The sequence below is a fragment of the Streptomyces sp. SID14515 genome (assembly GCF_010548505.1).
Classification (GTDB): domain Bacteria; phylum Actinomycetota; class Actinomycetes; order Streptomycetales; family Streptomycetaceae; genus Streptomyces; species Streptomyces caviscabies.
The window spans coordinates 15,163-39,928 of record NZ_JAAGMH010000054.1; the positions used below are offsets into that span (position 1 = coordinate 15,163).

General features: G+C 72.7%; 25 protein-coding genes. 17 read left to right on the forward strand and 8 right to left on the reverse strand.

The window, feature by feature from the left end:
* Nucleotides 1-41 precede the first annotated feature (41 nt).
* The gene (locus tag G3I54_RS10345) at nucleotides 42-404 is read right to left on the reverse strand and encodes a DUF1844 domain-containing protein (RefSeq protein ID WP_164613333.1); all 363 of its coding nucleotides are present in this window, start codon (nucleotides 402-404) and stop codon (nucleotides 42-44) included.
* Between the two features lie 332 nt (nucleotides 405-736).
* Between G3I54_RS10345 and infC the strand changes: the two genes are divergently transcribed.
* From infC to G3I54_RS10390, 9 genes are all read left to right on the forward strand, one after another.
* Nucleotides 737-1,453 (forward strand): translation initiation factor IF-3, encoded by a 717-nt coding sequence (infC, locus tag G3I54_RS10350; protein ID WP_103507614.1) that lies wholly within the window; start codon nucleotides 737-739, stop codon nucleotides 1,451-1,453.
* Between the two features lie 121 nt (nucleotides 1,454-1,574).
* Nucleotides 1,575-1,769, forward strand: a complete 195-nt coding sequence (rpmI, locus tag G3I54_RS10355) for a 50S ribosomal protein L35 (RefSeq protein WP_003970213.1) — start codon at nucleotides 1,575-1,577, stop codon at nucleotides 1,767-1,769.
* A gap of 107 nt (nucleotides 1,770-1,876) precedes the next feature.
* Entirely contained in the window at nucleotides 1,877-2,260 is a 384-nt protein-coding gene (rplT, locus tag G3I54_RS10360) for a 50S ribosomal protein L20 (protein ID WP_003970214.1), read from the forward strand.
* A 114-nt stretch (nucleotides 2,261-2,374) separates the two neighbouring features.
* Complete coding sequence (locus G3I54_RS10365; RefSeq protein WP_164613335.1) at nucleotides 2,375-3,220, forward strand: RNA methyltransferase; 846 nt, start codon at nucleotides 2,375-2,377, stop codon at nucleotides 3,218-3,220.
* Between the two features lie 173 nt (nucleotides 3,221-3,393).
* Entirely contained in the window at nucleotides 3,394-4,530 is a 1,137-nt protein-coding gene (locus G3I54_RS10370; RefSeq protein ID WP_164613337.1) for an ATP-binding protein, read from the forward strand.
* A 116-nt stretch (nucleotides 4,531-4,646) separates the two neighbouring features.
* Complete coding sequence (gene pheS, locus G3I54_RS10375) at nucleotides 4,647-5,786, forward strand: phenylalanine--tRNA ligase subunit alpha (protein ID WP_164613339.1); 1,140 nt, start codon at nucleotides 4,647-4,649, stop codon at nucleotides 5,784-5,786.
* Nucleotides 5,786-8,299, forward strand: a complete 2,514-nt coding sequence (pheT, locus tag G3I54_RS10380) for a phenylalanine--tRNA ligase subunit beta (RefSeq protein ID WP_164613341.1) — start codon at nucleotides 5,786-5,788, stop codon at nucleotides 8,297-8,299. Before pheS ends, pheT begins: the two co-directional genes overlap by 1 nt.
* A 417-nt stretch (nucleotides 8,300-8,716) precedes the next feature.
* Nucleotides 8,717-10,066 (forward strand): transcriptional regulator, encoded by a 1,350-nt coding sequence (locus G3I54_RS10385; protein WP_164613342.1) that lies wholly within the window; start codon nucleotides 8,717-8,719, stop codon nucleotides 10,064-10,066.
* Between the two features lie 86 nt (nucleotides 10,067-10,152).
* Nucleotides 10,153-10,683 (forward strand): NUDIX hydrolase, encoded by a 531-nt coding sequence (locus G3I54_RS10390; protein ID WP_164613344.1) that lies wholly within the window; start codon nucleotides 10,153-10,155, stop codon nucleotides 10,681-10,683.
* A 134-nt stretch (nucleotides 10,684-10,817) separates the two neighbouring features.
* Here G3I54_RS10390 and G3I54_RS10395 read toward each other — a convergent pair whose 3' ends face one another.
* Complete coding sequence (locus G3I54_RS10395; protein ID WP_032793898.1) at nucleotides 10,818-11,678, reverse strand: 3-hydroxybutyryl-CoA dehydrogenase; 861 nt, start codon at nucleotides 11,676-11,678, stop codon at nucleotides 10,818-10,820.
* A 234-nt stretch (nucleotides 11,679-11,912) separates the two neighbouring features.
* Between G3I54_RS10395 and G3I54_RS10400 the strand changes: the two genes are divergently transcribed.
* A complete protein-coding gene (locus G3I54_RS10400; protein WP_164613428.1) occupies nucleotides 11,913-13,202 on the forward strand; it encodes a family 10 glycosylhydrolase in 1,290 nt (429 codons plus the stop codon).
* Between the two features lie 60 nt (nucleotides 13,203-13,262).
* Here G3I54_RS10400 and G3I54_RS10405 read toward each other — a convergent pair whose 3' ends face one another.
* Nucleotides 13,263-13,472 (reverse strand): DUF1918 domain-containing protein, encoded by a 210-nt coding sequence (locus G3I54_RS10405; protein ID WP_164613346.1) that lies wholly within the window; start codon nucleotides 13,470-13,472, stop codon nucleotides 13,263-13,265.
* 47 nt (nucleotides 13,473-13,519) lie between these two features.
* Complete coding sequence (locus G3I54_RS10410; protein WP_164613347.1) at nucleotides 13,520-14,563, reverse strand: DMT family transporter; 1,044 nt, start codon at nucleotides 14,561-14,563, stop codon at nucleotides 13,520-13,522.
* Here G3I54_RS10410 and G3I54_RS10415 point away from each other — a divergent pair.
* The 5 genes from G3I54_RS10415 (at nucleotide 14,562) to G3I54_RS10435 (ending at nucleotide 19,283) form a co-directional block, all read left to right on the forward strand.
* On the forward strand, nucleotides 14,562-16,016 hold the full coding sequence (locus G3I54_RS10415; protein ID WP_164613348.1) for a PLP-dependent aminotransferase family protein: 1,455 nt from the start codon (nucleotides 14,562-14,564) through the stop codon (nucleotides 16,014-16,016). The two genes, G3I54_RS10410 and G3I54_RS10415, sit on opposite strands and share 2 nt — an antisense overlap.
* 70 nt (nucleotides 16,017-16,086) lie before the next feature.
* Complete coding sequence (locus tag G3I54_RS10420) at nucleotides 16,087-16,662, forward strand: histidine phosphatase family protein (RefSeq protein WP_164613349.1); 576 nt, start codon at nucleotides 16,087-16,089, stop codon at nucleotides 16,660-16,662.
* A gap of 119 nt (nucleotides 16,663-16,781) precedes the next feature.
* Nucleotides 16,782-17,951 carry a serine hydrolase domain-containing protein gene (locus G3I54_RS10425; RefSeq protein WP_164613350.1) on the forward strand — a complete coding sequence of 390 codons (1,170 nt, stop codon included), beginning with the start codon at nucleotides 16,782-16,784 and terminating at the stop codon, nucleotides 17,949-17,951.
* A gap of 74 nt (nucleotides 17,952-18,025) precedes the next feature.
* A complete protein-coding gene (locus G3I54_RS10430; RefSeq protein ID WP_164613351.1) occupies nucleotides 18,026-18,523 on the forward strand; it encodes a peptidylprolyl isomerase in 498 nt (165 codons plus the stop codon).
* A gap of 220 nt (nucleotides 18,524-18,743) precedes the next feature.
* A complete protein-coding gene (locus tag G3I54_RS10435) occupies nucleotides 18,744-19,283 on the forward strand; it encodes a hypothetical protein (protein WP_164613352.1) in 540 nt (179 codons plus the stop codon).
* Between the two features lie 111 nt (nucleotides 19,284-19,394).
* On the opposite strand, the gene G3I54_RS10440 is transcribed toward G3I54_RS10435, so the two are convergent.
* The gene (locus tag G3I54_RS10440; RefSeq protein WP_164613353.1) at nucleotides 19,395-19,793 is read right to left on the reverse strand and encodes a DUF5997 family protein; all 399 of its coding nucleotides are present in this window, start codon (nucleotides 19,791-19,793) and stop codon (nucleotides 19,395-19,397) included.
* Nucleotides 19,794-19,851: 58 nt separating this feature from the next.
* Between G3I54_RS10440 and G3I54_RS10445 the strand changes: the two genes are divergently transcribed.
* Both G3I54_RS10445 and G3I54_RS10450 read left to right on the forward strand, forming a co-directional pair.
* Entirely contained in the window at nucleotides 19,852-20,667 is an 816-nt protein-coding gene (locus G3I54_RS10445; protein ID WP_164613355.1) for a LysR family substrate-binding domain-containing protein, read from the forward strand.
* Nucleotides 20,668-20,753: 86 nt separating this feature from the next.
* On the forward strand, nucleotides 20,754-22,196 hold the full coding sequence (locus tag G3I54_RS10450) for a hypothetical protein (RefSeq protein ID WP_239144321.1): 1,443 nt from the start codon (nucleotides 20,754-20,756) through the stop codon (nucleotides 22,194-22,196).
* Here the strand turns inward: G3I54_RS10450 and G3I54_RS10455 are convergent.
* The 3 genes from G3I54_RS10455 to G3I54_RS10465 are packed head-to-tail and all read right to left on the reverse strand — an operon-like array spanning nucleotide 22,107 to nucleotide 24,605.
* Complete coding sequence (locus G3I54_RS10455) at nucleotides 22,107-23,105, reverse strand: MerR family transcriptional regulator (protein ID WP_164613357.1); 999 nt, start codon at nucleotides 23,103-23,105, stop codon at nucleotides 22,107-22,109. The genes G3I54_RS10450 and G3I54_RS10455 overlap by 90 nt on opposite strands.
* Before the next feature lie 3 nt (nucleotides 23,106-23,108).
* Complete coding sequence (locus G3I54_RS38920; RefSeq protein WP_343240306.1) at nucleotides 23,109-23,960, reverse strand: HEAT repeat domain-containing protein; 852 nt, start codon at nucleotides 23,958-23,960, stop codon at nucleotides 23,109-23,111.
* 36 nt (nucleotides 23,961-23,996) lie between these two features.
* Nucleotides 23,997-24,605: a GPP34 family phosphoprotein gene (locus G3I54_RS10465; RefSeq protein WP_164613359.1), complete on the reverse strand. Its 609-nt coding sequence runs from the start codon at nucleotides 24,603-24,605 to the stop codon at nucleotides 23,997-23,999.
* Between the last annotated feature and the right edge of the window lie 161 nt (nucleotides 24,606-24,766).

A 24,766-nucleotide genomic window follows, 5' to 3' on the forward strand; every position in this document is an offset into this window, starting at 1 on the left:
GTCCGGACTGTGCGTGCCGCCGTTGCGGACCGACGGATCCGTCAGCCGTAGACGGGACCGGTGTACTTCTCGCCGGGGCCCTGGCCGGGCTCGTCCGGCACCAGCGAGGCCTCGCGGAAGGCGAGCTGGAGCGACTTCAGGCCGTCGCGCAGCGGCGAGGCGTGGAAGGTGCTGATCTCCGTGGTGCTCGCGTCCAGCAGTCCGGCCAGGGCGTGGACCAGCTTGCGGGCCTCGTCGAGGTCCTTGTGGTCCTCGCCCTCCTCCGTGAGGCCGAGCTTCACGGCGGCTGCGCTCATCAGGTTGACGGCGACCGTCACGATCACCTCGACCGCGGGGACCTCCGCGATGTCGCGGGCCATGTCGTCGAAGCCGAGGTTCTCACTGCTGGGGGTCGCGTCACTCATGACCCACACGATAAGGCCAGGCCATCGCCTTCCCGCGCGCGGGCGGCCCCCGGCCTCCTGGTGCGCGCGCCCCGGAAGGTGCGGTAGTCTGGAGGAACGACCGGCCGGACACCTATGTGCCCGGCCCACAAGTGGAGGCTCCGATCTCCCACCTGGCCGTCCGCATCGGACGGCGGGTCACCGGTCAGGCGGTCCCCATCGTTCCGTACGGACGATGGAGCCGCCCGATGCGCCCCGCGGTTGACCGCGGCGGTGCTCCGGTAGTTCATGGAGCCCCGCCTGTGTCCCGTCCGGGGCATTTTTGTCGTTCCGGCTCGGTTGGTCTTGACGTTATAAGACGTTACGCGGCTGTCCGCCAGGCGGTCGCGTGGTGCTACCGAGGAGGATCCATCAGCGCCGAGCCCCGCATCAACGACCGGATTCGCGTTCCCGAGGTCCGACTTGTCGGTCCCAGTGGCGAGCAGGTCGGGATTGTTCCGCTTGCCAAGGCCCTGGAACTCGCACAGGAGTATGACCTCGACCTGGTCGAGGTGGCGGCGACAGCCCGTCCGCCCGTGTGCAAGCTCATGGACTACGGGAAGTTCAAGTACGAGTCGGCCATGAAGGCCCGTGAGGCGCGCAAGAACCAGGCGCACACGGTCATCAAGGAGATGAAGCTCCGGCCGAAGATCGACCCGCACGACTATGACACCAAGAAGGGTCACGTCGTCCGGTTCCTCAAGCAGGGCGACAAGGTCAAGATCACGATCATGTTCCGTGGTCGTGAGCAGTCCCGCCCGGAGCTGGGCTTCCGACTGCTCCAGCGTCTCGCTTCGGACGTGGAGGACCTGGGCTTCATCGAGTCCAACCCGAAGCAGGACGGCCGGAACATGATCATGGTTCTGGGCCCGCACAAGAAGAAGACCGAAGCCATGGCCGAGGCCCGCGAGGCCCAGGCCGCCCGTAAGGCGGAGCGTCAGGGCACGACCGACGCACCGTCCGAGGACGAGACCGCTGAGGCTCCGGCCGCAGCGGCCGAGGCTCCGGCCGAGACACCTTCCGAGGCGTGACCTTCGGGGGCCGCCATCCAGGCGCCCCCGGGTCATCCCGGAATCCCATAGAGATCTGACGCCCCTGCAGTCCGGTGCCCCGCACCGTGAGGGGCGCCACTGACGAGGAGAGAACGGCGCGATGCCGAAGAACAAGACGCACAGCGGTGCCAGCAAGCGCTTCAAGATCACCGGCTCCGGCAAGGTGCTCCGCGAGAGGGCCGGCAAGCGCCACCTGCTCGAGCACAAGTCGTCCAAGAAGACCCGCTCGCTGACCGGCACGGTCGTCGTGGCTCCGGCCGACGCCAAGAAGATCAAGAAGCTTCTCGGCAAGTGAGGTTCGGCCTCCGGCTCGCCCCGGAGGCACGACCTCGATCACACCGGGACCAATTCGTTTCCGGGCCGTGTGAAGACACCCACGGCCCCGCTACAAGGAGTTAACAAGTGGCACGCGTCAAGCGGGCAGTCAACGCCCACAAGAAGCGCCGGGCGATCCTCGAGGCCGCCAGCGGCTACCGCGGTCAGCGCTCGCGTCTGTACCGCAAGGCCAAGGAGCAGGTCACCCACTCCCTGGTCTACAACTACAACGACCGCAAGAAGCGCAAGGGCGACTTCCGTCAGCTGTGGATCCAGCGCATCAACGCCGCTGCCCGCCAGAACGGCATGACGTACAACCGCCTCATCCAGGGCCTGAAGGCCGCCAACATCGAGGTGGACCGCAAGATCCTGGCCGAGCTCGCGGTCAACGACGCCAACGCGTTCGCCGCCCTCGTCGAGGTCGCTCAGAAGGCCCTCCCGAGCGACGTCAACGCCCCGAAGGCCGCCTGATCCAGGCGCCACCTTCCAGGTACGTGAACCGGACCCGCAGGCGGACGCCGTCTGCGGGTCCGGTGCGTTGCCGCTGAACCCCACCGCCGTACGCAGAGAGGCTCGCCGCCGACCATGGGCACCCCCGAACTGATCTCCCCGCGCTCCCCGCGTGTCGCCGCCGCCCGCCGGCTGGCCCGCCGCAACTTCCGCGGCAAGGAGCGCAGGTTCATCGCCGAGGGACCCCAGGCCGTCCGCGAGGCCGCCGCCCACCGGGGCGGCGACGGCGAGCCGACCCTCATCGAGCTGTTCGCCACCCCCGAGGCCGCCGACCGGTACGCCGACATCGTCGAGGCCGCCCACACGGCGGGCGCCCGGGTGCACCTGGCCGGCGACGACGTCCTCGCCGATGTCTCGCAGACCGTCACCCCGCAGGGCCTCATCGGCGTCTGCCGCTTCCTGGACACCCCGTTCCAGGAGATCCTCGCCGCGAAGCCCACCCTGGTGGCCGTTCTGGCCAACGTCCGCGACCCCGGGAACGCCGGTACGGTACTGCGCTGCGCGGACGCCGCCGGCGCGGACGCGGTGATCCTGACCGACGCCTCGGTCGACCTCTACAACCCCAAGTCCGTACGCGCCTCGGTCGGTTCGCTCTACCACCTGCCCGTCGCCGTCGGCGTCCCCGTCGAGCAGGCCGTGCAGGGCCTGCGGGACGCCGGGGTGCGCATCCTCGCCGCCGACGGCGCGGGCGCCGACGACCTGGACGACGAGCTGGACGCGGGCACCATGGGAGGCCCCACCGCCTGGGTCTTCGGCAACGAGGCCTGGGGGCTCCCCGAGGAGACCCGGGCGCTCGCCGACGCCGTCGTCCGCGTGCCCATCCACGGCAAGGCGGAGAGCCTCAACCTCGCCACCGCCGCCGCCGTCTGCCTGTACGCGTCCGCCCGCGCGCAGCGGCCGCGGCGCGCCCCCGACGCGTAAGACGAGCGCCGCCTTCACGGCCCGTCAGCACACGATCCCGGCCATTCCCGCGCCCCTCCCACCGGCGCACTCCTCTCCGCGCCCCCACAGGGTGTCGCCGGTTCACCACCGCCTAGTAGGGTGACGAACTCGGGGGCCCACTGCACCGGTTCGAGAGGTGGGGATACGGGAAGATGGCTGTCGGCATGAGCTCGCCGCGACCGGCGCACAGCACCGCACCACGCGCTGCGGGCGAGGAGCCGGACGGCCTCGGCGCCGGCATCGACCCGGACGACCTTCCCGACGGTCTCGTCGTCGCCGACGAGAGCGGGCACGTCATCTGCTTCAACGCCGCAGCCGCCCGCATCACCGCCACCCCGCGCGCCGACGCGATCGGCCGGCCCCTGGAGGCCGCCCTCCCGCTGGAGGACCTCAAGGGCAAGCGCTGGTGGGCGCTGACCGACCCGTACGGCGGACTCGCCACCCGTAACGGCCAGCCCGAGCGCAATCTGCTGCTGCCCGGCGGCCGTGAGGTCCTGGTCTCCGCCCGTTACGTACGCGAGCGGCCGACCGGCCCGGTGCGCCGGGTGGTCGTCTCCCTGCGGGGCACCGAGGCCCGTCGGCGTACCGAACGCAGCCACGCCGAGCTGATCGCCACCGTCGCCCACGAGCTGCGCTCCCCGCTGACCTCCGTCAAAGGGTTCACCGCCACCCTGCTCGCCAAGTGGGAGCGTTTCACCGACGACCAGAAGCGGCTGATGCTGGAGACCGTCGACGCGGACGCGGGCCGGGTGACCCGGCTCATCGCCGAGCTGCTCGACATCTCCCGGATCGACTCCGGCCGGCTGGAGCTGCGCCGCCAGCCCGTCGACGTCTCCGCCGCCGTGGCCCGGCACATCCAGGCGCTCATCACGGGCGGCCAGGCCCCCGAGCGCTTCCTCGTCCGCACCCGGGGGCCGCTGCCCGACCTGTGGGCCGACCCCGACAAGGTCGACCAGGTCCTCGGGAACCTCCTGGAAAACGCGGTGCGCCACGGCGAGGGAACCGTCACCATTGAGATCGCCCCCGCACCCGCGCCGGGCGCGTGCGACGAGATGGGAACGGCTGTCACCGTGAGCGACGAAGGCCCCGGCATCCCCGAGGAGTCGATGGGCCGTGTCTTCACCCGCTTCTGGCGGGGGAGCAAGCGCGGCGGCACGGGCCTGGGCCTCTACATCGTCAAGGGCATCGTCGAGGCCCACGGCGGCACGATCACCGTCGACCGGGGGCCCGGCGGCGGGGCCGAGTTCCGATTTATTCTGCCTGTGAGCATGCCCGCCTACCTGGTGTGAGCAGCCCACAGGCTCCCCGACCGTCCTGCGGCCTTTAGACTCGACCTTTGGCACCTTTGCGTCCTCCAGTCGTCGAGCGGGGTCGCGCCATCAGCCAATCGGAAGCACGGGAAGAGATGTCGGCACCGAACAAGTCGTACGACCCAGTCGAGGTCGAGGCACTGAAACCGGAAGAGATCGAGCGCATGCGGGACGAGGCGTTCGCCGCCTTCGCCGCCGCCGGCGACCTCGACGCGCTCGCCCAGGCGAAGACCGCGCACACCGGAGGTACCTCGCCCCTGTCGCTCGCCAACCGCGAGATCGGCGCCCTGCCCCCGCAGGCCAAGGCAGAGGCGGGCAAGCGCGTGGGCCAGGCCCGCGGCGCCGTCTCCAAGGCCCTGGCCGCCCGCCAGGCCGAGCTGGAGGCCGAGCGCGACGCCCGGGTGCTCGTCGAGGAGGCCGTGGACGTCACGCTGCCCTACGACCGCGTCCCGGCCGGCGCCCGCCACCCCCTGACGACCATCATGGAGCGCGTCGCGGACGTCTTCGTGGCCATGGGCTACGAGATCGCCGAAGGCCCCGAGGTCGAGGCGGAGTGGTTCAACTTCGACGCCCTGAACTTCGTGCCCGACCACCCGGCCCGCCAGATGCAGGACACCTTCTTCGTCCAGGGCACCACGCCCGACGGCAAGGCGACCGAGGGCGACGAGTCCGGCGTCGTGCTGCGTACGCACACCTCGCCCGTCCAGGCCCGCTCGCTGCTGGAGCGCAAGCCCCCCGTCTACGTGGTCTGCCCCGGCCGGGTCTACCGCACCGACGAGCTGGACGCCACGCACACCCCGGTCTTCCACCAGATCGAGCTGCTCGCCGTCGACGAGGGCCTGACCATGGCCGACCTCAAGGGCACCCTCGACCACATGGTCCAGGCGCTCTTCGGGCCGGACATGAAGACCCGGCTGCGGCCGAACTTCTTCCCGTTCACCGAGCCGTCCGCCGAGATGGACATGGTCTGCTACGTCTGCCGCGGCGAGTCCGTCGGCAACCCGGACCGCCCCTGCCGCACCTGCGGCAGCGAGGGCTGGATCGAGCTCGGCGGCTGCGGCATGGTCAACCCCAAGGTGCTCACCGCCTGCGGCGTCGACCCCCAGAAGTACAGCGGATTCGCCTTCGGGTTCGGCATCGAACGGATGCTGATGTTCCGCCACAACGTCGAAGACATGCGAGACATGGTCGAGGGTGACGTCCGGTTCACCCGGCCGTTCGGGATGGAGATCTGATGCGCGTCCCGCTTTCCTGGCTGCGGGAGTACGTCGACCTGCCGGCGACGGAGACCGGCCGTGACGTACAGGCCAAGCTCGTCTCCGTCGGCCTCGAGGTCGAGACCGTCGAGCAGATCGGCGCGGGCCTCAAGGGCCCCCTGGTCGTCGGCAAGGTCCTGACCATCGAGGAGCTGGAGGGGTTCAAGAAGCCCATCCGCTTCTGCACGGTCGACGTCGGCACGGCCAACGGCACCGGCGAACCGCAGGAGATCGTCTGCGGCGCCCGTAACTTCTCCGTCGGCGACAAGGTCGTCGTGGTCCTCCCGGGCGCGGTCCTGCCCGGCGACTTCGCGATCGCCGCCCGCAAGACGTACGGCAAGACCTCGCACGGCATGATCTGCTCCACCGACGAGCTGGGCATGGGCGACGACGGAACGCACGGCATCATCGTGCTGCCGCCGGAGCACGAGGTCGGCACCGACGCGATCGAGCTGCTCCAGCTCGTCGACGAGGTCCTCGACATCGCCGTCACCCCGGACCGGGGCTACTGCCTGTCCATGCGCGGTGTCGCCCGCGAGACCGCGACCGCGTACGGGCTGCCGCTGCGCGACCCGGCGCTCCTGGACGTGCCCGCGCCCAACGCGTACGGCTACCCGGTCCAGATCTCCGACCCGATCGGCTGCGACCGCTTCACCGCGCGCACCGTGACCGGTCTCCAGCCCGAGGCCCGCTCGCCGATCTGGATGCAGCGCCGCCTCCAGAAGGCTGGGATGCGGCCGATCTCGCTGGCCGTCGACATCACCAACTACGTGATGCTGGAGCTGGGCCAGCCGCTGCACGCCTACGACCGCACCCGGGTCGACGGGCCGATCGGCGTGCGCCGCGCCACCCAGGGCGAGAAGCTCACCACGCTGGACGGCACCGTGCGCGTGCTGGACGCCGAGGACCTGGTCATCACCGACAACCGCGGGCCGATCGGCCTCGCGGGGGTCATGGGCGGAGCCAACACCGAGATCGCCGACGCCGATGGTGAGCACGCGCTGACCACCGAGGTCGTCATCGAGGCCGCGCACTTCGACGCGATCTCGATCGCCCGCACCGCGCGCCGCCACAAGCTGTCCTCCGAGGCGTCCAAGCGCTTCGAGCGCGGCGTCGACCCGCAGGCCGCCGCCGCTGCCGCGCAGCGCACGGTCGACCTGCTGGTGCTGCTGGCGGGCGGCACCGCCGAGGCCGGGGTCACCGAGATCACCTCGCCCTCCGCGCCGCGCACCATCGCGATGCCGGCGAACCACCCTGACCGGGTGGCCGGTGTGGAGTACGGCCGCGAGACCGTCGTCCGCCGCCTCCAGCAGGTCGGCTGCGACGTCTACGGGCAGGACGAGCTGATCGTCACCGTCCCGTCCTGGCGGCCCGACCTGAACGAGCCGAACGACCTGGCCGAAGAGGTCATCCGTCTTGAGGGCTACGAGAACCTGCCCTCCACCCTGCCGACGCCCCCCTCGGGCCGCGGTCTCACGGGCCGCCAGCGGCTGCACCGCCGCATCGGCCGGGCGCTGGCCGGAGCCGGTTACGTCGAGGCGCTGAGCTACCCGTTCATCGGCGACGCGGTCCTGGACCAGCTCGGCCTGGAGGCGGACGACGCCCGCCGCCGCACGGTCAAGCTCGTCAACCCGATCTCCGACGAGGAGCCGGCGCTCCGCACCACGCTGCTGCCGGGCCTCCTCGGCGCACTGCGGCGCAACGACGGCCGCGGCAGCCACGACCTGGCGCTCTTCGAGACCGGTCTGGTCTTCCGGCCCACGGGTGAGGAGACGGCCGCCGTCCGGCTGCCCGTCGACCGTCGGCCCACCGACGAGGAGATCGCCTCTCTGAACGCGGCTCTGCCGCGTCAGCCGCGCCGCGCCGCCGTCGTCCTCGCGGGCGCCCGCGAGCAGGCCGGCTGGTGGGGCAAGGGCACCCCGGCGACCTGGGCGGACGCCGTCGAGGCGGCCCGCTCGATCGCCGCGGAGGCCGGTGTGGAGGTCATCGTGCGCGCCGACCAGCACGCCCCGTGGCACCCGGGCCGCTGCGCCGCGCTGTACGTCACCGTGAACGGCGAGGAGACCCTCTTCGGACACGCGGGCGAACTGCACCCGCGCGTGATCAAGGCGCTCCACCTGCCCGAGCGGACCTGTGCCGCCGAGGTCGAGCTGGACGTCCTGGAACAGGCCGTCGACGGAGCGCTCCAGGCGCCCCGGATCTCCACCTTCCCGGTGGCGACCCAGGACGTCGCGCTCGTCGTCGCCGGGGACGTCCCGGCCGCCGACGTGGAGCGGGCGCTGCGCGAGGGCGCGGGTGAACTCCTCGAATCGCTGCGGCTGTTCGACGTCTTCACCGGCGAGCAGATCGGCGGGGGCAACAAGTCCCTGGCGTACGCGCTGCGCTTCCGCGCCGCCGACCGCACCCTGACCGTCGAGGAGGCCTCGGCCGCCCGCGACAGCGCGGTGGCCCTGGCCGCCGAGCGTACGGGCGCGGTACTGCGCGGGGCGTAACACCCCCAGGGCGTTGAGAAGGGGCGTATCCGGCCACCGGATACGCCCCTTCTCCGTCCCGCCGATCGGCGGAGGGACCACACGCCGGATCCGGAGCGGGAACCGGGAGGAACGCGGTTCCGGCCGCCGTTCCGCAGCCACCCTCCTTCGTCGTCGGTCAGTGGGTCGTGCGGTCCGGGCGCCGTCCGCGCTGCCTCGGAGTGTCGGGCAGGTCAGCAGTGCGGACGGCGCGGGTGCGGGTCGTGGGCCGTTTACGAGGGGGAGCCGACGACCCGGCCGCCTCTTGCGAGGGAGCTCATTCAATCGAGCCCGGGATCCGTGCGGCAGAGCGCACAGCAGGAGGGTTCGGGCATTCCGTTCACACCCCGTGTGAATCGTGCTCCACTAGGCTCATTGCGACACGCACCTGGGGGGACGATGGAGCCCAATGTCCTGCTCGAAGCTCTGGTCGAGGAGGCCGGCATGTCCCGCGCGGGCCTCGCCGGTCACGTCAACCGGGCGGGCCTGACCCGCGGGCTGAGCCTGCGGTACGAACACACGGCGGTCTCCCGCTGGCTCAAGGGCCAGCGCCCGCGCGGCCAGGTGCCCGATCTGATCTGCGAGGTGCTGGCCGGCCGGCTGGGGCGGCCCGTCGGGCTCGACGACGTCGGGATGGGCGCCCACGCCGCGCCGGGGACGGACACCGGCGCCGAGGGCGCCTCGCTCTCCGGCTTCGTCGAGCGGGCCACCGCCCTGTGGCGCTCCGACGAACAGCGGCGACCGCACCTGGCCACCGTGCCCGCCGTCACCGGCACCCCGGCGGTGATGCCGGTCTGGGAGTGGGAGAACCCGCCGGAGGACACCGATGTCTCACGGCCGGGACCGGGCCGGGTGAGCGCGGCCGACATAGCGATGCTCAAGGCGGCCCGCGACCACTACGAGCAGATGTACCGCAAGACGGGCGGCATCGCGACCAGGTCCCGGATCGTCCGCTTCCTCAACGCGGAGGCCGCGCCGCTGCTGCGCGGCGGCTACAGCGACGCGCTCGGCCGGAGCCTGCACCGGGCGACCGCCGGGCTGGTGGCGGTGGCCGGCATCTGCGCCTACGACTCCGACGCGCACGGACTCGCCCAGCGCTACTTCCACCAGGCGCTGCGGCTCGCCAAGTCCAGCGGGGACCGGGGGCTCGGCGGCTATGTGATCGCCCTGCTGGTCACCCAGTCGCTGTTCCTCGGCGACTACCGCCGCTCCATTGCCTTCGCCGAGGCGGCGCTGCGGGCCGCCGGAGCCCACATCACCCCCGCGCTCGCCGCCGATCTGCACGCCATGCAGGCCAAGGCGTACGCCCGGCTCGGCGACGCGGCGAGCGCCCGGGCCTGCATCGGGCGGGCCGAGGCCCAGGCGGGCCGGATCCACACCGGCCGGGAGCCCGATGAGACGGGGTACGTCCAGCCGGGCCTGGTCGACGTCCAGGTGGCGGAGGCGCTCCTCGGCCTCGGGGATCTGCCGGCCGCCCGGGAGCACGCGGCCTCCGCGGTGCGCGCCCCGGCGCACGACCGGGGGCGCGTGCACCGTCTCGCGATGCTGAGCCATATCGAGCTGCTTCAGGGCGAGCCCGACCGCGCGGCCGGTACAGCTGCCGAAATGGCGACACGAGCCCGGGGAATGGAGTCCCAGCGGCTGCGCGACCGGCTGCGGCAGGTCCGCAGCGAGCTGGCCGCGAGCGGCTGCGCCGACGCCGTGGGAACCACCGATCTCATCGACGAGGCGCTCCGCGTGCCTCTGTGAGCTCCACCGACGCCCCGCCGTTCGTTCACCACTGCGGCCGAGCCTGCTGACATGTTGACCCCAACATGTCGAAAGGTGGCACAACCGTGCAGTGGACGAACTTAAGCGAACAGAATGTGTATCAGAACCCGTGGTTCCGGGTGAATCTGGCAGACGTCCAGCTCCCCGACGGCAGCCGTCTCGACCACTTCGTCATCCGGCTGCGACCTGTCGCGGCCGCCACCGTCGTCAACGAGGCGAACGAGGTGCTGCTGCTCTGGCGGCACCGGTTCATCACCGACAGCTGGGGGTGGGAGCTGGCCGCGGGCGTCGTCGAGGACGGCGAGGACATCGCGGTGGCGGCGGCCCGTGAGATGGAGGAGGAGACCGGCTGGCGCCCCGGCGAGCTGCGCCCGCTGCTCACCGTGGAACCGTCGAACGGCCTCACCGACGCCCGGCACCACCTCTACTGGTCCGACGAGGCGCACTGGACCGGGCATCCCAAGGACGCCTTCGAGTCCTCACGCCGTGAGTGGATACCCCTCAAGGTGGTCCCTGACATGATCGCCCGGGGCGAGGTGCCCGCCGCGAACATGGCGGCCGCCCTGCTGATGCTGCACCACCTGAGACTGGGCTGACCCCTGGGCCCGTGCGCGCGTCCCGTACGTGAGCCCCGTACGCGCGAGGAGCCGGCCCCGGGGTGACCGGGACCGGCTCCTGACAGCGAAAGCCCCACGGAACGCGGGCGTACGGGAATCGCGCGTACGGGATCTCAGGCGTACGGGTAGAAGCCCGACCCCGTCTTGCGGCCGAGCCGGCCCGCGTCGACCATCCGCTGGAGCAGCGGGGGAGCGGCGTACAGCGGCTCCTTGTACTCGGCGTACATCGAGTCCGCGACCGAGGCCACGGTGTCCAGGCCGATCAGGTCCGCGAGCTTCAGCGGTCCCATCGGGTGGGCGCAGCCCATCTCCATGCCGTTGTCGATGTCCTCGCGGCTGGCGATGCCCGACTCGAACATCCGGATCGCGGAGAGGAGGTACGGGATCAGCAGCGCGTTCACGACGAAGCCGGACCGGTCCTGGGCGCGGATCGGGTGCTTGCCGAGCACGTCCTGCACGACGGCCTCGGCGCGTGCGATGGTCTCGTCCGAGGTGGTCAGCGCCGGGATCAGCTCGACGAGCTTCTGCACCGGGGCCGGGTTGAAGAAGTGGATGCCGATGACCCGGTCCGGGCGCGAGGTGGCGACGGCCAGCTTCACCAGCGGGATCGAGGAGGTGTTGGAGGCCAGGATCGCGTCCTGCCGGGTCACCACCTGGTCCAGCACCTGGAAGATCTCGGTCTTGACCTGCTCGTTCTCCACGACGGCCTCGATGACGAGATCGCGGTCGGCGAACTCCCCGAGATCGGTCGTGAAGCTCAGGCGGCCGAGGGTCTCGTCCCGCTCCTCCGCGCTGATCTTGCCGCGCTCGGCGGCCTTCGAGAGGGAGTTGTGCAGACGGGTGCGGCCGATCTCCAGCGCTTCGCCGGTGGTCTCGGCGACCTTCACTTCGAGGCCGCTGCGCGCGCACACCTCCGCGATACCTGCGCCCATCTGGCCACAGCCCACCACCCCGACGCGTGCAATGTCGGCCATAGAGTCCGTCACCTCGTGCCTTTCGCTGTTCTCCGTATCGCAGGGTCCCGTGTGATTCCGGTGCCCGCCTCGACCCCACGACGTTACTCCGAATGCCGACGCGGACGTCCCGCGGGTCATGGCGGCTACGGGTGGGCATGATGCGATTACGTAGAGCTATCGAAGTCGGGTGCGGGACGTGGTGGAGAGAGGTGGACCAGGATGCGGCGTACGGGTGTGGCCAGGAGAGCCTTCGTGCTGAGCGCGGCCGGACTGCTGGCGGCGATGACGACGGCCGGTGACGCGGTCGCCTCGCCGGCGGGGGGAACCTCTCCGGCCGGGGGAAGGAGGGGCGGCGGGCGGCCGGCGGCGGGGCCGGGGCAGTTGCGGGGCATGTGGGTCGCCACGGTCGCCAATATCGACTGGCCGTCCGTGCCGGGTCTCACGGCGGTGCGGCAGGAGGCCGAGCTGTTCGCGTATCTGGACCGGGCGGTCGAGCTGCGGCTCAACGCGGTGGTGCTCCAGGTCCGGCCGACCGCCGACGCCCTGTGGCCCTCGCCGTACGAGCCGTGGGCCGACTGCCTCACCGGTCGGCAGGGCGAGGACCCGGGCTGGGACCCGCTCGGCACGGCGGTGCGCGCGGCGCACGACCGGAGCCTGGAGCTGCACGCCTGGTTCAACCCCTACCGGGTGGCGAACCACACGGACCCCACCCGTCTCGTAGCCTCCCATCCGGCCAGGCTGAACCCCGGCTGGGTCGTGCCGTACGGCGGGAAGCTCTACTACAACCCCGGGCTGCCGGAGGTCCGCCGCTTCGTCCAGGACGCGATGCTGGACGCCGTGCGCCGCTACGACATCGACGCGGTGCACTGGGACGACTACTTCTACCCGTATCCGGTGGCCGGGCAGACCTTCGACGACGACGCCGCGTTCGAGCGGTACGGCGGCGGCTTCACCGACCGGGCGGCCTGGCGGCGCGACAACATCGACCGGCTCGTGCGCGAGACGGGGCAGCGGATCCGGCGGATCAAGCCGCATGTCCGCTTCGGCATCAGCCCCTTCGCGGTCTGGCGCAACGCGGGGACCGACCCGCTGGGTTCGGACACCCGGGCGGGCGTGCAGACCTACGACGACCTGCACGCCGACACCCGTAAGTGGGTCCGCGAGGGGTGGATCGACTACATCTGCCCGCAGATCTACTGGCACATCGGCCAGACCGCCGCCGACTACGCGAAGGTCCTCGCCTGGTGGAGCGAGACCGTCCGGGGCACGGGCGTCGATCTGTACGTGGGCGAGGCGCTGTACAAGGCGGGCGATCCCGCCCAGGCGGCTCCCTGGCAGGACCCGGCGGAGCTGTCCCGCCACCTCACCCTCGCCCGGGGGTACGAGGAGGTGGGCGGCCATGTCTTCTTCTCGGGGAAGAGTGTGATGGCGGACCGGATCGGCGCGATGCGGCGCGTGGTGGCCGACCACTACACGGACCGGGTCCGGCTCTACCCGGACCGGGGTCGCACCTACCCCCACCACGGCCGCCCTTCGGGGTGAGCCGGGGGCCGAGGGCTGCGGGGCCGGGATCCGGTGTGCGGGTCCCGGCCCGGCGCGTTCCTACTGCGGCTGTCCGTCCTTCGGCGCGTCCATGTGCTGGACGACGCTGTCGGGGCCCGGTGACATCAGGTGTTCGTGGCCGTCGTCGAAGCGGATCCGGTACGGGGGAGCGCCCCCGTCGCCGAGCACTTCGATGATCTCGGCGACCCGGTCGTGCTGTCCCACGGTCCTGCCGTGCATCAGCAGCCGGTCGCCCGTGTGTGCCTCCATCGGGAGCGACCTCCTCACAGGGGAAGACGGTGTCCGTGTCGACAAGTCTATGACCGTACGGTCCGGGATTCCCGTCCTGCGCGGCGGCCCGCCCGCTGGGTGGCGGCGATACAGACGAGCACGGCCACCGCCGCGACCGGAGCCGCCGCCGAGATCTCCTCGCCGAGCAGGAGGAAGGACCACACGAGCGTCAGCAGCGGCTGGGCGAGCTGGAGCTGACTGGCCCGGGCGACCCCGATCGCCGCCATGCCCCGGTACCAGACGTACAGCCCGAGGAAGGTCGACCCGGCGGCGACCCAGACCAGGCCGATGACGCCGTGGGCGCTCAGGTGCACGGGTTCGAGCGGCAGGGCCACCAGGCTGCCCGCCACCGCGAGCGGCAGGCACAGGACCAGGGCCCAGCCGATCACCTGCCACCCCGGCATCACCCGGGCCAGCCGGCCGCCCTCCGTGTACCCGGCCGCGCACACGAGCAGCGCGCCGAACAGATACAGGTCGCCGGAGGCGAGCGCCCCGCCGCTCTGCTGCACGGTGAAGGCGATCACCACGGCCGCCCCGGCGAGCGCCGCGATCCAGAACGTGCGCGACGGCCGCTCCCCGGTGCGCAGGGACCCAAGCGCCGCCGTGGTCAGCGGCAGCAGGCCCACGACCACGGCCGCGTGCGAGGTGGTGGAGGTCTGCAGGGCCAGCGTCGTCAGCAGCGGAAAGCCCACCACGACCCCGCCCGCGACGACCGCGAGCCCGGCCCGGTGCCGACGCTCGGGCAGCGGCACCCGCGCGGCCACCAGCACACTGCCCGCGATCAGGGCGGCGAGCACGCTGCGCAGGGCGACCAGCGACCAGGGGCCGAAGCTCTCCAGGCCCCAGGCCGTGCCCGGGAAGGTGAGCGAGAACGCCACGACGCCGAGCCCGGCGAGCACGGTGCCGCCCCGGCCGGCCGAGGGCCCCGGCGCGGTCCGGCGGCTCGCCGATGCGCTCCCGGCCGCGTTCCGGGCGGTGTTCGCCGTGGTCGCGGAAGCGGTCCGCGAGGTGACGGCCGGCTCGGCGACCGCTATCGATGTAGGCGTAGTAGCGCTATCCTGTGCTCTCATGCAAGAGCGTAGCAGCGTCGCCGAACTGGTCACTTCCCTGCGGGCCGAGCTGAACCGCTACTCACCCGGTGGAAAGCTGCCGTCCAGTCGGGCACTCGTCGAACGGTTCCGGGTCAGCCCCGTCACCGTCTCCCGCGCCATCGCCCAGCTCGCCGCCGAAGGCCTCGTCACCACCCGCCCCGGCTCCGGCGCCTTCCGCGCGCACCCCCGCACCGAGCTGCCCGCCCCGGGCGACACGTCCTGGCAGGAGGTGTCGCTGAGCGGCGACGGCGGGCCCGAGGTGGTGCCGCGCACCGTCGACGCCTCCGGAGTGCTGGTCACCCTCGCCGCACCGCCGCCCGGCGTCATCGAGCTCAACGGCGGCTACCTCCACGCCTCCCTCCAGCCCGAGCGCGCGCTCTCCGCGGCCCTGGCCCGGGCGGGCCGCAGGCCGGGCGCCTGGGGCCGCCCCCCGACGGACGGGCTGCCCGAACTGCGGTCCTGGTTCGCCCGCGAGATCGGCCCTGCGGTCTCCGGCGCCGATGTCCTGATCACCGCGGGCGGCCAGAGCGCCCTGGCCACCGCACTGCGCGCGCTCGCCCCGCCCGGCGCCCCGGTCCTCGTGGAGTCGCCCACCTACCCCGGGATGCTCGCCGCCGCCCGCGCCACCGGACTGCGCCCCGTCCCCGTGCCGATGGACGCCGACGGGGTCCGCCCCGAACTGCTCGCCGACGCGTTCCGGGCCACCGGCGCCCGGGTCTTCGTCACCCAGCCGCTCTTCCAGAACCCCACCGGGGCCACCCTCGCACCCGCCCGCCGCCCCGAGATCCTGGCCATCGCCCGCGCGGCCGGGGCGTTCGTGGTCGAGGACGACTTCGCCCGCCGGCTCGTCCACGACGACGCCGGACCGCTCCCCGCGCCGCTGGCCGCCGACGATCCCGACGGCGTCGTCGTGCACGTCTGCTCGCTGACCAAGGTCACCTCGCCCAGCCTCCGGGTCGGCGCCCTGGCCGCCCGGGGCCCGGTGCTGGAACGCCTGCGGGCCATCCAGGTCGTCGACAGCTTCTTCGTACCCCGCCCGCTCCAGGAAGCCGCCCTGGAACTCGTCGGCTCCCCGTCCTGGGGCCGCCACCTGGCCGCCGTCGCCGTCGAGCTGAGGCACCGCCGTACGGCCATGGCGGCCGCCCTCGGCAGCGAGCTGCCGCGACTCACGCTGCCGCACCTCCCGGCGGGCGGCGGCAGCCTCTGGCTCCGGCTCCCGGGCGGCGGCGCGGCAACGGGCGCCGACGAGACCGCCGTCGTCTCGGCCGCCCTGCGCGCCTCCGTCGCCATCGCCCCCGGCCGCCCCTACTTCTGCGCCGAACCCCCGGCCGGACACGTCCGCCTGAGCTTCGCCGCGGTCTCCGGAACGGCCGAGATCGCGGAGGGCGTCCGCCGCCTCCGTACCGCTTTCGACGGCCTGGGGCCGGTCTGACCGGCGGGCTGCCGGGCGCGAAGGCGTAGGCCCTCTTGACCAAACAGGCGTTCGGCCTCACGATCCCGCCATGACGCTTCGGGTCTCCCTGGTCGCAGCGGCGCGCAGCTCCTCCCGGCTGGCCGAACGCTTCGACGACGACCGGCCGCTCGATCAGGCCGGCTGGCACGAGGTGCAGCTCGTCGCCCACACGCTCGTCCCGCTCGCCGCCGCCGAGCTGCGCTACTGCTCGCCCACCCCGCGCAGCCGCGCCACCGGAGACGCCCTCGGCTTCGCGCCGATGGCACAACCGGCCCTGCGCGACTGGGAGATGGGCCGCTGGCGCGGACTGACCCTGGGCGAGGTCACCGCCCGGGAACCGGCCGCCGTGGACCTCTGGCTCTCCGATCCGCGCAGCGCCCCGCACGGCGGCGAGTCGATGCTCGGCTTCATCGGGCGGGTGGGCGGCTGGCTGGACACCCGCCCGGCCGACGACGGCCTCGTCGTCGCGGTCGCCGAACCCGCCGTGATCCGCGCGGCCCTCGTCTACGCCCTGAACGCCCCGCCCTCCGCGTACTGGAACGTCGACGTCCGCCCGCTGTCCACCATCACGCTGACCGGCCTGCCGGGCCGCTGGAGCCTGAGCCTGGAGGCGGGCATCCGCTGACCCGTACGTCACCGCCCCTCGCCGCCCACCGCGGCTCTTCCCTCCGGTCCGACCAGTCGGTACGTTGCGGGGGCATCCGGTTCCGCAGCCGGAGGCGCGTCCACGACGAGGGAGGCCCCGTGCCGCAGATCCACGGCCACTGCGACGACCGGTTCGCCGGGGTCCGGGACGCCTTCGAGGAGAACTTCGCGGACCGCGGCGAACTGGGCGCGGCGGTGACCGTCCTGGTCGACGGCGAACCGGTGGTCGACCTGTGGGGCGGCTGGGCCGACGCCGCCCGCACCCGCCCCTGGGAGCGGGACACCGTGGTCAACGTCTGGTCCACCGGCAAGGGCCCCACCGCGCTCTGCGCCCATGTCCTGGCCGACCGGGGCCTGCTCGACCTGGACGCCCCGGTCGCCGCCTACTGGCCGGAGTTCGCCGCGAACGGCAAGGAATCCGTCCTCGTACGCCACCTCCTCTCGCACCGCTCCGGAGTGGCCGGGCCCGACACCCCGCTCACCCTGGAGGAGCTGTACGACTGGGACACGGCCTGCGCCCGGCTCGCCGCCACCGCACCCTGGTGGGAGCCGGGAACCCGCTCCGGCTACCACGCGATCAGTTACGGGTTCCTCGTCGGGGAGGTGGTCCGCCGGATCACCGGGCTGCGGCCCGGGGCGTTCCTCCGGCAGGAGATCACCGGCCCGCTGGGCATCGACTTCACCTTCGGCCTCCCGGAGCACGAGACCCACCGGCTCGCCGAACTCGTCCAGGAGCGCCCCGACCGGGCCGCCCAGGCGGCCCTCCTGGAACGGATGACCCCGGTCGCCGTCGCCTCCCTGCTCAACCCGCCCACCGGCCGGGCCGCGGCGAACACCCCCGCCTGGCGGGCGGCGGAGATCCCCGCGGCCAACGGCCACGGCACCGCCCGCGCGGTCGCCGCGCTCTACGGGATCCTGGCCGGACGCGGCAGCCTCGACGGCCGCCGGATCCTCTCCGAGAAGGCCGCCGCCCGCGTCGGCGAAGGGCAGGGAGCCTGCCGCGACCTCGTCCTCGGCGACGGCTTCGTCCACGAGACGGAGATCGGCCTCGGCCTCTGGCTGAGCGGTGCGAACCGCTCGTACGGCCCCGACCCGCGGGCGCTGGGCCACGACGGCGCGGGCGGCTCCTGCGGTCTGGCCGACCCGGATGCCGGTATCGCGCTCGGGTACGTCATGAACCGGATGGGCTCCCGGCTCGCCGACGACCCGCGCAAGACGGCCCTGGTGGACGCGGTCTACGCGGCCCGCGGAGGGGCTGCCCGGGGGTGAGCGGAACGGGTCGTCCGACGTGCCGACCCAACCCGGGTTTCACCTGCGGTTGCCAGGAATGTGAGGATGTCACCATGACAACCAAGGTCTACTTCGACATCACCATCGACGACGCGCCCGCAGGGCGGATCACGTTCAACCTGTTCGACGACGTCGTCCCCAAGACGGCGGAGAACTTCCGCGCGCTCGCCACCGGCGAGAAGGGCTTCGGCTACGCCGGCTCGTCCTTCCACCGCGTCATCACCGACTTCATGCTCCAGGGCGGTGACTTCACCCGCGGTGACGGCACCGGCGGCAAGAGCATCTACGGCGAGAAGTTCGCCGACGAGAACTTCAAGCTCAAGCACGACCGTGTGGGCCTGCTCTCGATGGCCAACGCCGGACCGAACACCAACGGTTCGCAGTTCTTCATCACCACGGTGCTCACCCCGTGGCTGGACGGCAAGCACGTGGTCTTCGGCGAGGTCGCCGACGACGACAGCATGGCCCTGGTCCGCAAGATCGAGGCCCTCGGCTCCGGCAGCGGCCGCACCAGCGCCAAGGTCACCATCGCCGAGTCCGGCGTTCTCTGACCGACCCGGTCATCCGACGGGCCCGCGGTAGGGCCGTTCCACCGACGTACGCGTCGGCGGAACGGCCGGCCGCGGGCCCGTGGCATGTCTCCGATGGTCCACCCGGACACCCGGACACCCGGACACCCGGACACCCGGCCGGTGGCCGGGTCCGGCCATTTCCTGGCGCCCGCCCCCGCGCTCGGGCAGAATTTGTTGTGTCCACGACGGGGGAGATTCGATGCGACGCACCGAAGCCGCACGAGAACTGGGCGGATTCGTCCGCGAGCATCGCACCGACGGCGGAAGACGCCTGCGTCTGGCCGGGATCCTGCTGGCCGTCGGCGTCGTCGGCACCGCCCTCGGAGTGCCCGTGACCATCGCCTCCATCGGCACCACCGATGGCGCGCCCGAACTGGCGGGCCTGCTGCTCGGGGTGGGGCTGGTCGGGCTGGGCCTCGGGGTGTGGCGTCTGATGCAGGCCCACCGCACGCGGGAACAGTGCTTCGACGTCCACGAACGCGGGCTGACCCACCGGATCGCGGGCACCGCGACGCTGATTCCCTGGGCGGACATCGCGCGGGTCGGGGCCGCCTCGGCCGAGGACGGACGCCCGCTGGCCGAGGCCCGGGGGATGGGCTTCGGCTTCGCCATCGAACTACGGAGCGCGCGAAAGATCCGGGTGGACACGTTCACCGAGGACGCGCGGGAACTGGCCGAGACGATTCACCGCGCGGTCAGCCTCGGCGAGTTTCCGCAGGGCCGGGGTCGCCGGCCCTGACATCGGGCGCGTTGACCGCCGGCCCTGACGTCAGGCGCGTTTCACCGTCGGCTCTGACATCAGGCGCGTTTCACCGCCGGTCCGCCGGTCCGTCGGCCGCTGATCGCCGGACTACTGGTCGCCGGACTGAGCGGCCCGCTCAGCGTTGCGCTCCTTGATGCGAGCGGCCTCCTTGCGCACCTCGGCCTGCGTGGCGCGCTCCTTCTGGAGCCACTCGGGCATCTCGTCCTTGAGCGCGTCGATCTGCTCCGTGGTGAGCGGCTCGGTGACCCCGCCGCGGGCGAGCCCCGCGATGGAGATGCCGAGCTTCGCCGCGACGACCGGGCGGGGGTGCGGCCCGGTGCGGCGCAGCTCCACCAGCCAGGCGGGCGGGTCGGTCTGGAGGGCGTTGAGCTCGGTGCGGGAGACGGCACCCTCCTGGAAATCGGCGGGGGTGGCCTGGAGGTACACACCCAGCTTCTTCGCCGCCGTGGCGGGCTTCATGGTCTGGGCGGTCTTGTGCGACGTCATGGGTCCAGGGTATCGACCATGGGACATACCTCCGACCACCGACCGGTAGCCTGGTTCCGTGACAGGCTCGGACATCCCCTCATCCTTCAGGCTCGCGTACGTTCCCGGCGTGACGCCCACCAAGTGGGTGAGGGTCTGGCACGAGCGGCTGCCCGACACCTCCCTGGAGCTCGTCCAGGCCACCGCCGCCCAGGCGCCGGGCCTGCTGGCCGACGGCGGCGCCGACGCCGGTCTCGTACGGCTCCCGGTCGACCGGAACGTCCTGAGCGCGATCCCGCTCTACACCGAGACGACCGTCGTCGTGATCCCCAAGGACCATGTCATGACCGCCGCCGAGGGGGCGTCGCTCGCCGAGCTGGCCGACGAGATCGTGCTGCACCCGCTGGACGACGTCCTCGACTGGGAGACCCTGCCCGGTCGCCCCGCGATCGAGCGCCCGGCGACCACGGCGGACGCGATCGAGCTGGTGGCGGCGGGGGTGGGCGTCCTCCTCGTCCCGCAGTCCCTGGCCCGCCTCCACCACCGCAAGGACCTCACCTACCGTCCGGTCCCGGACGCCCCCGAGTCGCGCGTCGCCCTGTCCTGGCCCGAGGCGGAGGAAACCCCCGACCTGGTGGAGGAGTTCATCGGGATCGTCCGGGGGCGCACCGTCAACAGCACCCGGGGCCGCGCGGCCACTCCGGCGCGCCCGACGACGAAGGCCAAGGAAAAGGCGAAGGACAAGGCCAAGGACAAGGCCAGGAGCAAGCGGGCCGCCGGCGCGGGCGGCGGATCGGGCGGTGGCCGCAACAAGCCCGCGGCGGGCAGGAAGCCCCCGTCGGGCGGCAGGTCCGGCGGCCAGAGCGGCAAGCGCGGAAAGCCACGGGGCCGGTAGCGCGTCCGGATCCGCCCCGTAACGCCACCCCAGGCCGGTTGCCTCGTTGATCGGGCAACCGCCGTATGCAGGGGAGCGTCCGCCCGATGCCGAAGATCCGCCGCCCGATGCCGAACAACGGCAGCCTGTCGCCCAGCACCCGCAGCCTGTTGCCGGCCACGCGCAACCCCTCGCCGGGTACGCGCGGATCGTCGCCGGGCACGCGCAGAACCCGGCACCTCGGCCTCGTCGGGATGCTGCTCATCGCCGTGGCCTTCGCCGGGCTCCAGCTGACGGCGGTCACCGGACGCGCCTCGCCCGACACGAAGAACTACCTCTCCTACGCCCTGAGTCTGAGCGGCGAGAGCCGCCAGGAAGCGGGCCGCCGGGCCATCGTCCACTCCTGTGCCAGCGGGCAGCAGGGGCCCCTGGACTCCATCCCCTGGACCAGCCGGAAGGCCGCGGGTGAATCGGAGGAACAGTGCGTGCGCCGGCTGAACGACTCGGTCGCGTACTGGTCCCGCCACGGCAACACATCGGGGATGACCGCCCCGTTCGCCAACCAGCGGTTCATGGCCATCTTCGAGGCCAGGCCCGGCTATCCGCTGTTCCTGGTCCCCTTCGTGACCGTGTTCGGCACCACCTGGGGCCTCTGGCTCGCCGGGCTCGTCGTCGCGCTGGCGGGAAGCGTCTGCGTGCTGCTCACCCTCCGTGCCGCGGGCGCTTCCCGGCGCGCCGGTCTGGCCGGGCAGGCCCTCTACCTCGCCCTGCCCACCGGCACCGTCGCCATGAACCCCCTGAGCGACGGGCTCTCCCTGGCGCTCGGCACGGCGGTCCTCCTCGGCTGCGTCCTGCTGCTGCGGGACCGGCCACGCACCGGCGCGGCGCTCGTCGCGGGCGGTCTCGCGCTGATGTTCTTCGTCCGGTACTCGCAGGCACTGCTGCTGGCAGCCGCTCTCGCGGGCGTCTTCCTGGCCTGGTCCGGATGGCTCCGCCTGAAGCGGCGGCGGACCGCCCCCGTACTCCGGGCGGCCGGACTGTGCGGTGTGCTGGCGGCGATCGTCTACGCCGGGGCGCATCTGCTGTCCTGGCCCATGGGTCAGGACAGCGCCCAGGATCTGCTGACCCACCACTACCAGCGCCCCGATCTGCCCGACCCCTGGCCCGAGTTCTTCGTCCAGGAGCGGGTCTTCTGGACGGCGTGGCTCCGGCGCCAGGCCACCTACCCGGTCCTCCCCGTCCTGCTCGCGCTCTCGGCCTGGGCGCTGCTGAGGCGGCGCTCCGTGGTGCTGCCCGTGGCCCTGGCGGCAGGGGCGGCAGGCCTCCTCAACCAGGCGGGCCACCCGAACCTCGATCAGCTGCTCGGCCACCGCCTCATCGTGTTCGTCTGGCTGCTGCCCGTCCTGGCGGTCCCGCTGCTCCTGGACCGGCCGGCCGGGCCCGAGTCCGGGCGGGAACCGTCACCCCGCCTCGCGCAGCCGGAGAACGTACGCGGCGGTCAGCGCGACGGCGCGGTCCGCGTCGGCCAGCAGCTCCCCGAGGGCCCGTGAGGCGGCCGGCCCCGGGACGCCCGCCAGCGCCTGGGTCAGCCGCCCGCGCGCCGACGCGGAGGTGGCGTCATGGGCGAGGCGGTCGACGAGCGCGGCCGTGATCCGGTCCGCCGCCGCGTCGTCGCCGGCCAGCACGCTCAGCGCGTCGGCCGCGTCGGTGTCGTTCCTTCCGGCCACGACCATGTCGACGAGTTCCGGGACCGCGTCCGCCTCACCCTGTGTCCCGAGCGCCACAGCGGCGTGGCCGCGGACCACGGAATCGGGGTTCGCGAGGGCGTCCCGCAGCAGCTCGGTTGCCTCACCGCCGGGCATCTCGGCGAGCGACCGTACGGCACGCTCCCGCACCGCGGCCTCCGGTGAGCCGAGACCTTCCGCCAGCAGCGCCGGCCCGCCGCCGCCCGATCGGGCCAGCGCCCATCGAAGGGCCCCGGCGACGTACGGGTCGCTCTCGCCGAGTGCCGCCTCGGCCAGGGCCTCCACCGGAACCTCGGCGACCGGGGCGAGGGCCGCGCGCTGGCGTGCGTCGGCGTTCTTCGACCCCAGGGCGCCCAGCAGCGTGACGACCTGGAGGACGTCCTCCCAGCCGGCCGGGTCCGTGGCGTGGACCCGGCGCAGCCGTGTGAGCAACTCGGTCTCCGCCGCGATGCGTTCGCGCGTCCGACGGATGAGGTCGTCGACGAGCGTGGACGGTGTGAAGCCGGGATCGTCGAGAGCGCGCCCGATCTCACGCAGCGACAGCCCCATCGCCCGCAGGCTCTCGACATGGAAGATCCGCTGGATGTCCGCCCCGGAGTACTCCCGGTAGCCGGACCCGGTGCGGCCCGAGGGCCGCACCAGACCGAGCGACTCGTAGTGCCGGAGCATGCGGGCACTGACCCCGGACCGCCGCGCGACCTCACCGATCAGCACGCTTCACGGCCCTTCCTCGCCGGAGCCGGAGCCGGAGCCGGAGCCGGAGCCGGAGCCAGAACCGGAACCAGAACCAGAGCTGGCACCAGAACCGGCACCAGAACCGGTGCCGAGGGCCACGATCCGCTTCGCCTCCTCCAGCGCGAACGTGAACCCGGCGTCCGGGTCGCGCAGCAGCCGATCCGTGGCGAGCGCGTGCGCGCGTACCCGCGGGTCGGGGGCCTTCGTCGCGGCGGCCAGAGCCGATGCCATCGCGTCCCCGAGCGCGACCAGCGCCCGGCTGAGACTCAGCCGCGTCTCCCGCCCGCCGCGCCCGAGCTGCGTCGCCAGCAGCGCGGCCAACGCCACCTCCTCCTCTTCCGGTACGAGCACGACCGCCGCCCGCCAGGCGCTCCGCGCCACCTCGTCGTCGGCGTCGGTCAGGAGCGCCCGGGTGATCGCCGGCCACGCCCGCCGGTCCCCGATCTTGGACAGCGTGTGCAGCGCCTGGCTCCGCGCCGACGCACGCTCCGAGCGGACCTCGCGGAGCAGCCGGGGAAGGGTGACGGACTCCGGGTGGCGGGTGAGCGCCCAGGTCAGCATGTCCCGGACGAAGAAGTCGGACTCGACCGCGCACCGCTCGACGAGCTTGTCGACGAAGCGCGGGTCCGGCATCGTGCCGACGGCCAGCGCGGCCCGCAGCCGTACGGCCGAACGACCGTCCTCCAGCCCCCGAAGCGCTCGCACCGTGCCGGCGTCCGCGCCCGCGCCCGTACCGGCGCCCGGGTCCGTGCTCGCGTCCGCGTCCATGCCCGTGCCGTGTCCCGTGACCGTCATCGAGACCACCTCCTCGACCAGCAGTGAAAAGCTTGTCACCGTGTCAAGGTCAAACCGGAGCGGCCGGGCCCCGGCTCACGGTCCGCGCCAGACGTTGGCGAAGGCCGTGTTCTCGATGGTGCGCCGCTGGCGTACGGCCTCCAGCTCCATCACCGCTTCATGGACGGTGGCGACCACGGCCGTCACCGTCTCGTCGCCGAGGCGGGGTTCGTCCTCGGCGGACGGTCCGTCGTCGAGGCCCACGGCCGAAGCGAGGGCGGCCAGGACGGGTTCACCCTCCTCCCGGCGGCCGACGGCGTGGCGGCGGGAGGGCGTATCGACCAGCTCCACGCGCTTGGGGCCGAAGGGCAACCGGCCGCTCCGCTGCTGCGTCAGCTCGCCGTCCTTCTCCAGCGCGTCCTGGTAGGCGGCCGAGAGGTCCCGGCCGCGACGCCACAGCCAGTCCTCGATCCGCTCGTACGGCGGCTGCCGGGTGATCAGCGCGGCGGCCTCGCCGAGCAGCCGGTCGTCCGGCGCCGACGAACCGCCCGGCACGATGAGGTCGCCGTCCACGGTGATGGCTCCCGCGCCGATGAGATCGAGGAGTTCGGCCCCCGCGAGTGCGAGCGACAGATCGCCCTGCCCCACGGTGTGCTCCGGCTCCGGGTCCATGGCGATGATGAACAGGTCTTTCGCCGTGGTCATGAACGGCTCCCCTCAAATGCGGCCGACTCAGGCATCGACCGAGGATGGGACCTCACCGCCCGAGCCCGCCCGGCGAGGCGACTGTCACGACCAGTATCGCCTCCGACCGGTGGGCGGGGACCGGCCCCGCTGACCGCCGACGGCTTACCCTCGCCCGGGAG

Coding starts and splice junctions, on each gene's coding strand:
- G3I54_RS10395 (WP_032793898.1), bottom strand. CDS start 11,678: ATGGCCGACATTGCACGCGTCGGGGTGGTGGGCTGTGGCCAGATGGGC.
- G3I54_RS10415 (WP_164613348.1), top strand. CDS start 14,562: ATGCAAGAGCGTAGCAGCGTCGCCGAACTGGTCACTTCCCTGCGGGCC.
- G3I54_RS10450 (WP_239144321.1), top strand. CDS start 20,754: ATGCCGAAGATCCGCCGCCCGATGCCGAACAACGGCAGCCTGTCGCCC.
- G3I54_RS10435 (WP_164613352.1), top strand. CDS start 18,744: ATGCGACGCACCGAAGCCGCACGAGAACTGGGCGGATTCGTCCGCGAG.
- G3I54_RS10405 (WP_164613346.1), bottom strand. CDS start 13,472: ATGGAGGCACACACGGGCGACCGGCTGCTGATGCACGGCAGGACCGTG.
- G3I54_RS10430 (WP_164613351.1), top strand. CDS start 18,026: ATGACAACCAAGGTCTACTTCGACATCACCATCGACGACGCGCCCGCA.
- G3I54_RS10345 (WP_164613333.1), bottom strand. CDS start 404: ATGAGTGACGCGACCCCCAGCAGTGAGAACCTCGGCTTCGACGACATG.
- G3I54_RS10420 (WP_164613349.1), top strand. CDS start 16,087: ATGACGCTTCGGGTCTCCCTGGTCGCAGCGGCGCGCAGCTCCTCCCGG.
- G3I54_RS10465 (WP_164613359.1), bottom strand. CDS start 24,605: ATGACCACGGCGAAAGACCTGTTCATCATCGCCATGGACCCGGAGCCG.
- rpmI (WP_003970213.1), top strand. CDS start 1,575: ATGCCGAAGAACAAGACGCACAGCGGTGCCAGCAAGCGCTTCAAGATC.
- G3I54_RS10365 (WP_164613335.1), top strand. CDS start 2,375: ATGGGCACCCCCGAACTGATCTCCCCGCGCTCCCCGCGTGTCGCCGCC.
- G3I54_RS10410 (WP_164613347.1), bottom strand. CDS start 14,563: ATGAGAGCACAGGATAGCGCTACTACGCCTACATCGATAGCGGTCGCC.
- G3I54_RS10385 (WP_164613342.1), top strand. CDS start 8,717: ATGGAGCCCAATGTCCTGCTCGAAGCTCTGGTCGAGGAGGCCGGCATG.
- pheS (WP_164613339.1), top strand. CDS start 4,647: ATGTCGGCACCGAACAAGTCGTACGACCCAGTCGAGGTCGAGGCACTG.
- pheT (WP_164613341.1), top strand. CDS start 5,786: ATGCGCGTCCCGCTTTCCTGGCTGCGGGAGTACGTCGACCTGCCGGCG.
- G3I54_RS10440 (WP_164613353.1), bottom strand. CDS start 19,793: ATGACGTCGCACAAGACCGCCCAGACCATGAAGCCCGCCACGGCGGCG.
- G3I54_RS10370 (WP_164613337.1), top strand. CDS start 3,394: ATGGCTGTCGGCATGAGCTCGCCGCGACCGGCGCACAGCACCGCACCA.